9 protein-coding genes are annotated in these 14,823 nt (G+C 60.4%); 8 read left to right on the top strand and 1 reads right to left on the bottom strand.

From position 1 onward, the window contains the following. Window positions 1-301 precede the first annotated feature (301 nt). From kdpF to ATU_RS17615, 7 genes are all read left to right on the top strand, one after another. A complete protein-coding gene (gene kdpF, locus ATU_RS17640) occupies window positions 302-391 on the top strand; it encodes a K(+)-transporting ATPase subunit F (protein WP_006313429.1) in 90 nt (29 codons plus the stop codon). Window positions 392-525: 134 nt separating this feature from the next. After that, the gene (gene kdpA, locus ATU_RS17635; protein WP_010973323.1) at window positions 526-2,229 is read left to right on the top strand and encodes a potassium-transporting ATPase subunit KdpA; all 1,704 of its coding nucleotides are present in this window, start codon (window positions 526-528) and stop codon (window positions 2,227-2,229) included. Between the two features lie 9 nt (window positions 2,230-2,238). Beyond that, complete coding sequence (locus ATU_RS26585) at window positions 2,239-2,403, top strand: hypothetical protein (protein WP_162854815.1); 165 nt, start codon at window positions 2,239-2,241, stop codon at window positions 2,401-2,403. 43 nt (window positions 2,404-2,446) lie between these two features. After that, window positions 2,447-4,531 carry a potassium-transporting ATPase subunit KdpB gene (gene kdpB, locus ATU_RS17630; protein ID WP_010973322.1) on the top strand — a complete coding sequence of 695 codons (2,085 nt, stop codon included), beginning with the start codon at window positions 2,447-2,449 and terminating at the stop codon, window positions 4,529-4,531. 12 nt (window positions 4,532-4,543) lie between these two features. Then, on the top strand, window positions 4,544-5,110 hold the full coding sequence (gene kdpC / locus ATU_RS17625; protein WP_010973321.1) for a potassium-transporting ATPase subunit KdpC: 567 nt from the start codon (window positions 4,544-4,546) through the stop codon (window positions 5,108-5,110). 54 nt (window positions 5,111-5,164) lie between these two features. Next, window positions 5,165-7,867, top strand: coding sequence for a sensor histidine kinase (locus ATU_RS17620; protein ID WP_010973320.1), 2,703 nt, complete (start codon window positions 5,165-5,167; stop codon window positions 7,865-7,867). Window positions 7,868-7,927: 60 nt separating this feature from the next. Continuing rightward, entirely contained in the window at window positions 7,928-8,617 is a 690-nt protein-coding gene (locus ATU_RS17615; protein WP_010973319.1) for a response regulator transcription factor, read from the top strand. Between the two features lie 32 nt (window positions 8,618-8,649). On the opposite strand, the gene ATU_RS17610 is transcribed toward ATU_RS17615, so the two are convergent. Next, window positions 8,650-9,702, bottom strand: a complete 1,053-nt coding sequence (locus tag ATU_RS17610) for a threonine aldolase family protein (RefSeq protein ID WP_006313436.1) — start codon at window positions 9,700-9,702, stop codon at window positions 8,650-8,652. A 371-nt stretch (window positions 9,703-10,073) separates the two neighbouring features. Between ATU_RS17610 and gltB the strand changes: the two genes are divergently transcribed. After that, a complete protein-coding gene (gene gltB / locus ATU_RS17605; protein ID WP_010973318.1) occupies window positions 10,074-14,819 on the top strand; it encodes a glutamate synthase large subunit in 4,746 nt (1,581 codons plus the stop codon). The last annotated feature ends 4 nt before the right edge of the window (window positions 14,820-14,823 follow it).

Below are 14,823 nucleotides of genomic sequence, written 5' to 3'. Positions count from 1 at the left end.
CGCGTCTCTGCGGGCATCGAAATTCCTATAGAATTCCTATTTTATTCCATCGGTGGCCGTCTCGAACCTTTATGCGGTTCGGGTGCATTCTTCTGTTCGGGAAGGGATGGTGTTCCCTTCTCAGCCAGAAAGAATGAAAAGCGGCGTCCCACATGACGGCGCTTTTCTTCCTGTCCGGCTCCCAGATGAAATAGGAGTCTCATCGATGATGGACGTTATTCTGATTGGCGCAGCGACGGTGTTCTTCGCCCTCTGCTTTGCCTATACGCGCGCCTGCGACCGGCTTTAGACGGAGGCCGCGATGATATTCGATTATGTCCTGAGCGGTGCCGTTACCGTCTTCGTCGCCGCCTATCTCACTTACGCTCTCATTCGCCCCGAACGCTTCTGATCAGGAAGCAGCGGTTCGAACAGCGGAGATAAACGGAATCGGATCCGCCGCTCTCTCTTTCTGTCTGAGCTTCGGATTATCCGAAAACCGTATGGCACTTTTCGGTCCCGGTGCTTTATTGAAAGTTCAATACCATGACCCTCAATGGATGGTTTCAGGTCCTGCTTTTCTGCGGGATCGTTTTTGCGCTGGTGAAGCCGCTCGGCTTCTACATGGCGCGTGTCTTTAATGGCGAACGCACCCTGCTGTCGCCGGTTCTCGCACCCGTCGAGCGCGGTCTCTACGCCCTTGCCGGCACCAGCGAGCGCGAGGAGCAGCACTGGACGACCTATGCGTTCTCCATGCTCCTCTTCAACCTTTTCGGGTTTGCCCTGCTTTATGCGCTGATGCGCTTTCAGGCCGTGATGCCCTATAATCCGCAGGCGATGCCGGCCGTCGGGCCAGAATTGTCCTTCAATACGGCGGTCAGCTTCGTCACCAATACCAACTGGCAGAATTACGGTGGGGAAAGTACCCTGTCCTATTTGACCCAGATGTCCGGTCTCACCGTGCAGAATTTCGTTTCGGCCGCGACGGGTATGGCGATCGCGATCGGCCTCATCCGCGCTTTCTCGCGTGCCTCCGGCAAGGCCATCGGCAATTTCTGGGTCGATATGGTCCGCTCCACCCTCTACGTGCTTCTACCGCTCTGCATCGTGCTGACGCTCGTTTATGTGTGGCTCGGCGTGCCGCAGACGCTTGGGCCCTATATCACGGCGCAGACGCTGGAGGGCGCGCAGCAGACGATTGCCGTCGGCCCCGTGGCGTCGCAGCTGGCGATCAAGATGCTCGGCACCAATGGCGGCGGTTTCTTCAATGCCAATTCCGCGCATCCCTTCGAAAACCCGGACGCCATTTCCAACATGATCCAGATGGTGTCGATCTTCGCGATAGGTGCGGCCTTCACCAATGTTTTCGGTCGCATGGTCGGCAACCAGCGCCAGGGCTGGGCAATCCTCGCCGCCATGGGTGTGCTGTTCATCGCCGGCGTCGCCGTCACCTATTGGGCGGAAGCGGCTGGAAACCCGCTGATGCACGGCTTTGGTCTCGCTGGTGGCAACATGGAGGGCAAGGAGGTCCGCTTCGGCGTGGCGCTCTCGTCGCTCTTTGCGGTGATTACCACGGCTGCATCCTGTGGCGCGGTCAATGCCATGCACGGCAGTTTCACGGCGCTTGGCGGTCTCGTCCCGCTCATCAACATGCAGTTGGGTGAAGTGATCGTGGGCGGTGTCGGCGCGGGTTTCTACGGCATTCTTCTGTTCATCGTCATCGCCATTTTCGTTGCGGGGCTGATGGTCGGCCGCACGCCGGAATATCTCGGCAAGAAGATCGAAGCCAAGGAAATGAAGATGGCGGTTCTGGCCATTCTCTGCCTGCCGCTTGCCATGCTGGCGTTTACGGCAACGGCCACGGTTCTACCCTCGGCGGTGGCGTCGATCGGAACCGCCGGGCCGCATGGTTTCTCCGAAATCCTCTATGCCTACACTTCGGCAGCGGCCAATAACGGCTCGGCATTCGGCGGTCTGACCGGCAATACCACCTGGTACAATATCACCCTGGGTTTCGGCATGCTGATGGGGCGTTTCCTGGTCATCATCCCGGCACTCGCCATCGCCGGCTCGCTGGTCACCAAGAAGACCGTTCCCGCCTCGGCAGGCACCTTCCCGACGGATGGTCCGCTATTCGTCGGCCTGCTTGTCGGCACGATCCTGATTGTCGGCGGTCTCACCTTCCTGCCTGCACTCGCGCTCGGCCCCGTTGCCGAACACCTGGTCATGGCGGCAGGCCAGCTCTTCTGAGGTGATGCCATGAATGACGACGTATCTGGACGTAACCGCATCGTTCCCGCCCGCAAAGGCGCTGCCGTTGAAGGGAGCGCCACGCCCGGCGGCTGGTACGCCTCCAATCTCATTCTTGCGATGATGGCGGCTCTGTTCGCCGCCGTTGTCGCTCTCGAAGTTCTCACGGGCTGATCGACCTCATCGGTCGCCCTGTTTCAAACGCTGGAGCCTCTTCATGAGCCAGTCCAAACAAGCGAGCATACTCGATTCTCGCATTCTCGTGCCGGCCATTGCCGACGCATTCAAAAAGCTCAATCCGCGCACGCTTGCGCGCAATCCCGTCATGTTCGTCGTTGCGACGGTGTCGGTGCTGACAACGGTGCTGTTCATCCGCGATCTCATCACCGGCGGCGCCAATCTCGCCTTTTCCTTCCAGATCAATCTCTGGCTCTGGTTCACCGTGCTGTTTGCCAATTTCGCGGAAGCCGTCGCCGAAGGGCGCGGCAAGGCGCAGGCGGATTCGCTGCGCAAGACCCGCACGGAAACCCAGGCGAAACTTCTGAACAGCGATGATCGCAGCCAGTATAAAATGGTTGCGGGCGACAGCCTGAAGGTGAACGATGTCGTTCTTGTCGAGGCAGGCGATATCATCCCCTCCGACGGTGAAGTCATCGAGGGTGTCGCCTCCGTCAACGAGGCGGCGATCACGGGTGAATCCGCCCCCGTCATCCGCGAATCCGGCGGCGACCGCTCGGCGGTTACCGGCGGCACGCAGGTTCTGTCGGACTGGATCCGCGTTCGCATCACCGCCGCTGCCGGCTCCACCTTCCTTGATCGGATGATTTCGCTGGTCGAAGGTGCCGAGCGCCAGAAGACACCGAATGAGATCGCGCTCAACATCCTGCTGGCCGGTATGACGCTGATCTTCGTTCTCGCCACAGCGACCATTCCAAGTTTCGCGGCCTATGCCGGCGGTTCCATCCCGATCATCGTGCTGGTGGCGCTGTTCGTCACGCTTATCCCGACCACCATCGGCGCGCTTCTGTCCGCCATCGGCATTGCCGGCATGGACCGTCTGGTGCGTTTCAACGTTCTCGCCATGTCCGGCCGCGCCGTCGAGGCGGCGGGTGACGTGGATACGCTTCTGCTCGACAAGACCGGCACGATCACGCTTGGCAACCGGCAGGCGACCGATCTCCGCCCCATTCCCGGCGTCTCCGAGCAGGAACTTGCCGATGCCGCCCAACTCGCCTCGCTCGCCGACGAAACCCCGGAAGGCCGCTCCATCGTGGTTCTGGCCAAGGAAAAATACGGAATCCGTGCCCGGGATATGCAGAAGCTGCACGCTACTTTTGTGCCCTTCACCGCCCAGACCCGCATGAGCGGTGTCGATTTTGAAGGTGCCTCCATCCGCAAGGGCGCGGTTGATGCGGTTCTTGCCTATGTCGATGGCGGCGCTCTGCAACATGGCAATGCGGCGCTTGCCCTCAAAACTGAAACGGATGCCACGCGGGCTATCCGCGCAATAGCGGAAGACATCGCCAAGGCCGGCGGCACACCGCTTGCGGTGGTGCGCGATGGCAAGCTGCTCGGCGTGGTGCAACTGAAGGATATCGTCAAGGGCGGTATTCGGGAGCGTTTCGCCGAGCTTCGGCGCATGGGCATCCGCACCGTGATGATTACTGGTGACAATCCGATGACCGCCGCCGCCATCGCAGCGGAGGCAGGCGTCGATGATTTCCTTGCCCAGGCAACGCCGGAAAACAAGCTGGAACTTATCCGCGAGGAGCAGGCCAAGGGCAAGCTTGTCGCCATGTGCGGCGACGGCACCAACGACGCGCCGGCGCTGGCGCAGGCCGATGTCGGCGTCGCCATGAACACCGGGACGGTCGCAGCCCGCGAAGCCGGCAACATGGTCGATCTCGACAGCGATCCGACCAAGCTCATCGAGATCGTCGAAATCGGCAAGCAGTTGCTGATGACCCGCGGTGCGCTGACGACCTTCTCCATCGCCAACGATATCGCCAAATATTTCGCCATCATCCCGGCAATGTTCCTGGCGCTGTATCCGCAGCTTGGCGTCTTGAATGTGATGGGGCTTTCAACGCCGCAGAGCGCCATTTTGTCGGCGATCATCTTCAACGCACTCATCATCATCGCGCTCATCCCGTTGTCGCTGAAGGGCGTCAAATACCGTCCGATTGGCGCTGGCGCGCTCCTGTCGCGCAATCTGGTCATTTATGGCCTCGGCGGCATCATCGTTCCCTTCATCGGCATCAAGCTCATCGACCTCGCCGTCACGGCGCTCGGTCTCGCCTGAGGAGTAAAGACAATGTTTAGACAGTTTCGTCCCGCACTGGTGCTGATCCTCGCCACCACGGCCATTACCGGCCTTGCCTACCCGCTGGGCATGACGGGTCTGGCGCAGGCGCTCTTTCCCGTTCAGGCCAATGGCAGCATGATCGAGAAGGACGGCAAGGTGGTCGGCTCGCAATTGATCGGTCAGGCCTTCACCGGCGAGACCTATTTTCACGGGCGCCCCTCCGCAGCTGGCGACGGATATAACGCCGCCTCCTCGTCCGGATCCAATCTCGGCCCGACGAGCGCCAAGCTCATAGACCGGGTGAAGACGGATTATGAGGCCGCAAAGGCCGAAAACCCGGCGGCGGAAGTTCCGGCAGATCTGGTGACGGCGTCGGGCAGCGGTCTTGATCCGCATGTCTCGCCCGAGGCTGCCTATTTCCAGGTGCCGCGCGTCGCCAAAGCAAGGGGCATGGATGAAACCGCGCTGCGCGCCCTCGTCGACCGTCATGTCGAAGCGCCGGAACTGGGTTTCATGGGCGAGCCCGTTGTAAATATACTGGCGCTCAACATGGCACTTGACGCAGCCGGCTCATAAACTGAAATGGCTATGGCTTCTTCGGAAGCCATAGCCTCGACCACTGGTGGTTAAATGCCTGACGATATCAGCGATATGCCAAGCCGACCGTCGCCCGATGCGCTGCTGGAAAATGCCCAGCGCGAGGCAAGAGGCCGGCTGAAGATTTTTCTGGGCGCCGCACCCGGCGTCGGCAAGACCTATGAGATGCTGATGTCCGGCCGGGCGAAGCTCGCGGATGGCGTCGATACCGTTATCGGTGTCGTGGAAACCCACGGCCGCCGGGAAACCGAGGCGCTGGTCGAAGGGTTGAGCGTGGTCCCGCGCAAGCGCATCGATTATCGCGGTCAGGTACTGGAGGAGATGGATATCGATGCCATCCTCGCCCGTCGCCCCGCTCTGGTTCTGGTCGATGAACTCGCCCACACCAATGCCGCCGGCAGCCGCCACCCCAAGCGCTATATGGATGTTCAGGAAATCCTCGCGCAGGGCATCAATGTCTATACGACGCTCAACATCCAGCATGTCGAAAGCCTGAATGATGTGGTGGCTCAGATCACCCGTATCCGCGTGCGCGAAACGGTGCCGGACAGCATCATCGACCGCGCCGACGACGTCGAAATCATCGATATCACCCCCGATGATCTGATCAAGCGGCTGCAGGACGGCAAGGTCTACCTGCCGCGTACCGCCCGGCGCGCCATCGAGAATTATTTCTCCCGGGGCAACCTGACAGCGCTGCGCGAACTCGCACTGCGACGCACGGCGCAGCGGGTGGACGAGCAATTGCTCAACCACATGCAGTCCCATGCCATTTCCGGCCCGTGGGCGGCGGGGGACCGGGTTCTGGTCTGCCTCGACCACGGCCGTAACGGGCCGGGTCTTGTGCGTTATGCCCGAAGGCAGGCGGACCGACTGCGCGCGCCGTGGACGGCGCTGCATCTCGACACGCCGCGTTCGCAGCAATTATCAGAGGCGGAGAAGGACCGGCTGGCGGGCACCATGCGGCTTGCCCAGCAGCTTGGCGGCGAAACGGTAACCCTGCCAGCGCTTGACCTCACACGCGAAATCATCGCTTACGCCAATGCCAATAATTTCACCCACATCATCATCGGGCGCCCGCGAAAATCCTGGTGGCAGCGGATTTTTCAGCGCTCGCTGACCCATGATCTGATCGATCACGCCGGCGATATCAGCGTGCACGTCATTTCCGGCGACAAGAACGAGGAAAAGCCGGGTCAGGCCGTGAAGCTCGCACCGGCACGATCCCCACAGTCCTTCCGGTCCTATCTCAACAGCACTTTGTTCGTCGGGTTGGCGATCATCGTCGGGATCGTACTCGATCAGACGCTCGACGTTCAAAATCTTGCGCTCGTCTTCCTGATGGCCGTTCTGGCTGCCGCCGTGCGCGGGGGGCTCGGACCGGCGCTTTATGCATCCTTGCTCGGCGCCCTTGCGTTCAATTTCTTCTTTCTGGAGCCGCGTTATACGCTGACGGTCAGTTCTCCGGACAGCCTTGTCGCCCTGCTGTTCTACTTCGGCGTCGCGCTGGTCGCTTCCAATCTCACGGTCGCGGTGCAGCGGCAGGCGGCCTCCGCACGCTCGAGGGCACGCACGACTGAAGACCTCTATCTGTTTTCGAAAAAGCTGGCTGGCACGGGAACGCTCGATGATGTGTTGTGGGCAGCTGCATATCAGATGGCGTCAATGCTGAAGGTGAGGGTCGTCCTGCTCATGCCGGAAAACGGCGCCATCGCCGTCAAGGCGGGTTATCCGCCCGACGACACATTGGTGGATGCCGATATCGCCGCCGCACAATGGGCATGGGAACATAACAAGGCGGCAGGTCGTGGCGCGGATACTTTGCCGGGTGCCAAAAGGCTTTATCTCCCGCTTCGCACCGGCAGCGGTGCGGTGGGTGTGGTGGGCCTGGATGACGACCGAAGCGGACCGCTTTTGACGCCGGAACAGCAGCGGCTTTTTGATGCGTTGGCCGACCAGGCCGCGCTGGCGGTCGAACGTATCCAGCTTGCCTCGGATGTGGATAGAGCAAGGCTGGCGGCCGAAACGGACCGGCTGCGCACGGCACTTCTGACCTCCATTTCCCACGATCTTAAAACCCCGCTTGCCGCCATTCTGGGCTCGGCCGGAACGCTCAAGGATTTCGCCGATGACATTCCACCTGATGCGCGCGCCGAACTGCTGTCGACGATCGTGGAGGAATCCGAACGGCTGAACCGTTTCATCTCCAATCTTCTCGATATGACGAGGATCGGGTCGGGCGCGATGGAGCCGAATTACGGGCTGCATTTCCTCGGCGACATGGTCGGAACGGCGCTGTCGCGCGCCGCGAAGATCGTTGTCCGGCATGAGGTCGTTCTCGATATCCCCTCCGACCTGCCGATGCTGAAGGTCGATCCCGTGCTTTTCGAACAGGTGCTGTTCAACCTGATCGACAATGCGGCCAAATACGCTCCCGAACATACGACCATTGCGATACGCGGCTGGCGGCAGGGAAAGAATATCTTCCTCTCGGTCGCCGATGAGGGACCGGGCATTCCGCCCGATGATCTTGAGCGGGTCTTCGACAGTTTTTACCGGGTGCGCAAGGTTGACCATGTGCAGGCGGGAACGGGGCTCGGTCTTTCCATCTGCAAGGGGTTCATCGAGGCGATGGGTGGCTCGATCCGCGCGGAAAACAGAGCGGATCGCGGCGGAGCGCAATTTACCATAGGCCTGCCCGTCGCCGTCGATACCCCGGTGCTGGATCATGATTAAGGCGCTATTGCCGGCGAGAGAGGGTTACGCATTGAGCCGTGCCGCTGAAGGAGATCGGGAATGACCAATTCCGCCGTTCGTATTCTGATCGTCGATGACGAGCCGCCGATCCGCAAGCTCCTGCGGGTGGGCCTGTCGACCCAGGGATATGCGGTGAGCGAGGCGATGAATGCGAAAGTGGCGATGGAACTGGTCCGGGAAGACAAGCCGGATCTTGTTGTGCTTGATCTCGGGCTCCCGGATGTGTCGGGACATGATCTTCTTGAGAAGTGGCGCAGCGACGGTCTGGCGTTGCCGGTCATCATCCTCTCCAGCCGCACGGATGAGGCCGGTATCGTCAGGGCGCTGGAACTGGGGGCGGATGATTATATCAGCAAGCCGTTCGGCATGAACGAGCTTGTCGCCCGCATCCGTGTGGCGCTCCGCCATCGCCTTCAAACACAGGGCGAGAAGCCAGTCTTCCAGACCGGCGATCTTTCGGTCGATCTCGTCCGGCGCATCGTGAAGGTGGAGGATCGGGAGGTGAAGCTCTCGCCGAAGGAATATGATATTCTGCGGGTTCTGGTGCAGCATGCCGGCAAGGTACTCACACACCGTTTCCTGCTGGAACATGTCTGGGACGAACTGACCGACGTGCAATATCTGAGGGTCTATGTGCGCCAGCTGCGCCAGAAGATCGAAAAACTCCCGGACCAGCCGCGTTATATCCTGACGGAAACCGGGGTGGGTTACCGCCTGCAGGAGGTTTGAGGGCGCCGCAAGGCGACGCCCTCCGATCGTTGTCAGACGGCAGCGCAGATCGACAGGAATTCGTCCACATCAGCTTCGGTCGTCGCAAAGCTCGTGACCATGCGGATCAGTACTTCGTCCTTGCCGACATTTTCCGGCATGTCGCGCGGCTCCAGCCAGTCATAGAACTTCGCGCCTTTTTGCGTCGCCGCTTCAGCGGCTGCCTTGGGCAGAATGGCGAAAACCTCGTTGGCCTGTGTCGGCCATGCCAGGCGGGCGCTGTTCAGTGAGCCGAAACCGGCGCGCAGCCGGTTGGCCATGGCATTGGCGTGGCCGGCGAGACCGAGCCACAGGTCGTCCTGCAGGTAGGCTTCGAATTGCGCGGCGATGAAACGCGATTTCGAAAAAAGCTGGGCGGTACGCTTGCGCAGGAAGGAGAAGTCCCGGGCAAGCGAAGGATCGAAAAACACGATCGCTTCCGCGCACCAGCAGCCGTTTTTCGTGCCGCCGAAAGACAGGACATCGACGCCGCGTTTCCAGGTCATTTCAGCCGGCGTCGTGCCGAGTGCGGCAAGTGCATTGGCAAACCGCGCGCCATCCATATGCAACGGCAGGCCGTTTTCCTTGGCGATTTTGGATATAGCGTCGATTTCATCAAGCGTATAGACGGTGCCGGCTTCAGTCGCCTGCGTCATGGTAATGGCTGCGGCGCGCCCATGGTGCACGGCATCCTGCGGATAGCGCGCAATGCGCTCGATGAGGTTCTCCGGCAGCATCTTGCCATCAGGCCCCTCGACGGCGACCATGCGCATGCCTGAAAAGAAATCCGGCGCGCCACATTCGTCCTCGATCACATGCGCTTCCGAATGACAGAAGGTCAGGCCGCCGGGACGGGCGATGCTGGCCAGCGAAAGCGAATTGGCCGCCGTGCCGGTGGCGACAAAAAAAACCGCGACTTCGCGTTCGAAGATTTCGTTGAAGCGTTTTTCGATGGAGAGATCGAGTTCGCTGGTGCCGTAAGCGGCGGCAAAACGCGTGGATTCCCGCGACAGCCGTTCATTGACGGCCGGATGGGCGCCAGCCCAATTGTCTGAAGCAAAAAACATCTCTGAAGGCTTTCCGATAGCTGAGGGTCTGTGTTGGGCTGCGTGAAGCTATGACGGAGAAAGTTCTAGAACCTAAGATTGCGATTGGCAAATCGGGCAATGAAAGCAATGGCGCAGTGGCTCTTTCGACAAGAAAGTTTCTTACAATAGGTCAGTATCGAAACTTCGCTGCAAATCGGGGTGTTCACTAATTGGATTCGGACCCTTGCTAAATTCAGCCGTTTCTGCCAAAATCAGCAGGAATTGAGACAGTCTTGCTGTCCTAAATTTGATCCAGCCGGCCTGAATGTGGATTTCGCGGGAAGCGGAAATTTGTATCGAGCCGGATCTTCGCATGAAACCATGCAAGTAATTTTGCAGGAGGGACAAACATGACGCACAAGCCGCAGGCAGAGATCGCCGCTGCAACCCTGACCACAGACTGTCCCACCGCGGCTGCGGCCGCACCCGTTTCTGCGAAAGCGCGTTTCGCGGGCGGCTTGCCGGAAAGGCAGGGTCTTTACAATCCCGCCAATGAACATGACGCCTGCGGCGTTGGCTTCGTCGCCCATATGAAGGGCGTCAAGTCGCACCAGATCGTCAGTGACGGCCTGTTCATCCTCGAGAACCTCACGCATCGTGGCGCGGTTGGCGCTGACCCGCTGATGGGCGATGGTGCTGGCATTCTCGTGCAGATTCCCGACCGTTTCTTCCGCGAGGAAATGGCGCTACAGGGTGTGACGTTGCCGAAGGCCGGCGAATACGCGGTCGGCCACATCTTCATGCCACGCGATCCTTCCCGCATCGAGCATTACAAGAAGGTCATCGTCGACGTCATCGGCGAAGAGGGGCAGCAGTTCCTCGGCTTCCGCGACGTGCCGGTCGATAATTCCTCGCTGTCGAAGGCGCCGGATATTGCCGCCACCGAACCGCACCATGTTCAGGTCTTCATCGGCGCCGGCCGCGATGCCGCGACCAATCATGACTTCGAGCGCAAGCTGTTCCTGATCCGCAAGGTTCTCTCCAACCGCATCTATGATGAGGGCGGCGGTAAGGAAACGCAGGATTTCTACCCGGTTTCGCTGTCGTCTTCGACCATCGTCTACAAGGGCATGTTCCTCGCCTATCAGGTTGGCGCCTATTACAAGGATCTGGCGGATCCGCGTTTCGAATCTGCCGTTGCCCTCGTGCATCAGCGTTTCTCGACCAATACCTTCCCGTCCTGGAAGCTGGCACATCCTTACCGCATGGTTGCCCATAACGGTGAAATCAACACGCTGCGCGGCAACGTCAACTGGATGGCGGCGCGTCAGGCTTCGGTTTCGTCGGCGCTGTTTGGCGATGACATTTCCAAGCTCTGGCCGATTTCCTACGAAGGCCAGTCGGATACCGCCTGTTTCGACAACGCGCTCGAATTCCTCGTGCGCGGCGGTTATTCCATGGCCCATGCCGTGATGATGCTGATCCCGGAAGCCTGGTCGGGCAACCTGTCCATGTCGGCGGAACGCAAGGCGTTTTACGAATATCATGCTGCGCTGATGGAGCCCTGGGACGGCCCCGCCGCCGTTGCCTTCACCGATGGCAAGCAGATCGGCGCGACGCTCGACCGTAACGGCCTGCGTCCGGCGCGTTATCTCGTCACCGATGATGACCGCGTCATCATGGCGTCCGAAGCCGGCACGCTGCCGGTGCCGGAGGAGCGCATCATCAAGAAGTGGCGTTTGCAGCCGGGCAAGATGCTGCTGATCGATATGGAAAAGGGTGCGATCATTTCCGATGAGGATGTGAAGCACGAGCTTGCCGCCAAGCATCCTTATCGCACCTGGCTCGACCGCACCCAGCTTATTCTTGAGGACCTGAAGCCCGTGGAGCCGCGCGCGCTGCGCCGCGACGTGTCGCTGCTCGACCGTCAGCAGGCCTTCGGTTACACCAGCGAGGACACCAAGCTCCTGATGTCGCCGATGGCGACGACCGGGCAGGAAGCCATCGGATCGATGGGCACCGATACGCCGATTTCGGCCATGTCGGACAAGTCGAAGCTACTTTACACCTATTTCAAGCAGAACTTCGCGCAGGTCACCAACCCGCCGATCGATCCGATCCGCGAAGAACTTGTCATGAGCCTCGTCTCGTTCATTGGCCCACGCCCGAACCTTCTCGATCACGAAGGGGCGGCCCGCGCCAAGCGTCTGGAAGTGCGCCAGCCGATCCTGACCAATGGCGACCTGGAAAAAATCCGCTCCATCGGCCACACCGAAGACCGGTTCGACACCAAGACACTCGACTTCACCTATGATGTGGAGCGCGGTGCCGAAGGCATGCCCGAGATGCTCGACCGCCTGTGCGAGCGGGCGGAATCGGCCGTTCGCGGCGGCTACAACATCATCGTTCTGTCCGACCGCCAGCTTGGCCCTGACCGCATCGCGATCCCGGCACTTCTGGCGACGGCCGCCGTGCATCATCACCTGATCCGCAAGGGTCTGCGCACCTCGGTCGGTCTTGTCGTGGAAACCGGTGAGCCGCGCGAAGTCCATCATTTCTGCCTGCTCGCCGGTTATGGTGCTGAGGCGATCAACCCCTATCTCGCCTTCGACACGCTGCTCGACATGCACAAGCACGGCGCCTTCCCGAAGGAAGTGTCGGACGATGAAGTTGTCTATCGCTATATCAAGGCGGTCGGTAAGGGCATCCTGAAGGTCATGTCCAAGATGGGCATTTCCACCTACCAGTCCTATTGCGGCGCGCAGATTTTCGACGCGATCGGCCTGTCTTCGCAATTCGTCGAGCAATATTTCTTTGGCACCGCCACCTCCATCGAAGGTGTGGGCCTGACGGAAATCGCCGAAGAAACCGTAACACGCCATACCGCGGCTTTCGGCAAGGATCCGATCCTTGCCAATACGCTCGATATCGGCGGCGAATATGCCTATCGCATGCGCGGCGAAAGCCACGCCTGGACGCCGGATGCCGTTGCCTCGCTGCAACATGCCGTGCGTGGCAACAGCCAGGACCGTTACCGCGAATTCGCTGGCATGGTGAATGAGACGGCGCTGCGCATGAACACCATTCGTGGCCTGTTCAACATCAAGTCTGCGGGAGCGCTCGGTCGCAAGCCTGTTTCTATCGATGAGGTCGAACCCGCGGCAGACATCGTCAAGCGGTTCTCGACGGGCGCCATGTCCTTCGGCTCGATCAGCCGCGAGGCGCATACGACGCTCGCCATCGCCATGAACCAGATCGGCGGCAAGTCCAACACCGGTGAAGGCGGCGAAGAATCCGACCGTTATCTGCCGCTGCTGAACGGCAAGCCGAACCCGGAACGCTCTGCCATCAAACAGATCGCCTCTGGCCGTTTCGGTGTGACGACGGAATATCTAGTCAATGCCGACATGTTGCAGATCAAAGTCGCGCAGGGTGCCAAGCCTGGCGAAGGCGGCCAGTTGCCCGGCCACAAGGTGGATGCGACCGTTGCCAAGACCCGTCACTCCACGCCGGGCGTCGGCCTCATCTCGCCGCCGCCGCATCACGATATCTATTCCATCGAAGATCTGGCGCAGCTGATCTACGACCTGAAGAACGTCAATCCGGAAGCCGATGTTTCGGTAAAGCTGGTGTCGGAAGTCGGCGTCGGTACGGTTGCGGCCGGCGTTGCCAAGGCACGCGCGGACCATATCACCGTTTCCGGTTTTGATGGCGGTACGGGCGCTTCGCCGCTCACCTCGCTCAAGCACGCCGGTTCGCCCTGGGAAATCGGCCTTGCCGAAACCCAGCAGACGCTGGTGCTGAACGGCCTTCGTTCGCGCGTCGCGCTGCAGGTGGATGGCGGCCTGAAGACCGGTCGTGACGTCATCATCGGCGCGCTTCTTGGTGCGGATGAATTCGGCTTTGCCACCGCGCCGCTGATTGCGGCCGGCTGCATCATGATGCGCAAGTGCCATCTCAACACGTGTCCCGTCGGCGTTGCGACGCAGGATCCGGTTCTGCGCAAGCGCTTCAAGGGCACGCCGGAACACGTCATCAACTATTTCTTCTTCGTCGCCGAAGAAGTGCGCGAAATCCTTGCCTCGCTGGGCGTTACCCGGCTGGACGAGATCATCGGCGCTTCCGAACTGCTCGAGAAGGATGAAATGCTGGCGCACTGGAAGGCGAAGGGGCTGGATTTCAGCCGCATCTTCCACAAGGTCGAGGCTCCCAAGGAAGCGACCTTCTGGACCGAACGCCAGAAGCATCCGATCGACGACATTCTCGACCGCAAGCTGATCGAGAAGTCTCTGCCGTCGCTCGAAAACCGCGAACCTGTCGTGTTCGAGGTGCCGATCAAGAACGTCGACCGTTCCGCCGGTGCCATGCTTTCGGGCGCGCTTGCCAAGCGTTGGGGTCACAAAGGTCTGAAGGACGATACGATCCATGTGACGCTACGCGGCACGGCCGGGCAGTCCTTCGGTGCGTTCCTTGCCCGCGGCATCACCTTCGATCTGGTGGGTGACGGCAACGACTATGTCGGGAAGGGTCTTTCGGGTGGCCGCATCATCGTGCGCCCGCCGGAAAACACCCGTATCGTTGCGGAAAACTCTATCATCGTCGGCAACACCGTGCTTTACGGCGCAATCACCGGCGAGTGCTATTTCCGCGGTGTGGCGGGCGAGCGCTTTGCAGTGCGTAACTCCGGTGCTGTTGCTGTTGTCGAAGGCGTGGGCGATCACGGTTGTGAATACATGACCGGCGGCATCGTCGTCGTTCTCGGTGAGACGGGCCGCAACTTCGCGGCCGGCATGTCCGGCGGTGTGGCTTATGTTCTCGACGAGAAGGGCGACTTCGCCACCCGTTGCAACATGGCGATGGTCGAGTTGGAGCCGGTTCCGGAAGAGGACGACATGCTGGAGAAGCTCCACCATCACGGCGGCGACCTCATGCACAAGGGACGTGTGGACGTTTCCGAGGACATGACGCGTCATGACGAGGAGCGCCTTTACCAGCTGATTTCCAATCACTTCCACTACACCAACTCTGCACGCGCCAAGGATATACTCGACCGCTGGAGCGAGTTCCGTCCGAAGTTCCGCAAGGTCATGCCGGTCGAATACCGTCGTGCGCTTGAGGAAATGGAGCGCATGCGCATGGGCGTGGCGGCGGAGTAATCCG

Origin of the sequence: Agrobacterium fabrum str. C58 (assembly GCF_000092025.1) — a bacterium.
Lineage (GTDB): Bacteria > Pseudomonadota > Alphaproteobacteria > Rhizobiales > Rhizobiaceae > Agrobacterium > Agrobacterium fabrum.
Note: the sequence above shows the minus strand (reverse complement) of the source record. Positions and strands in the feature narration are given on the sequence as shown.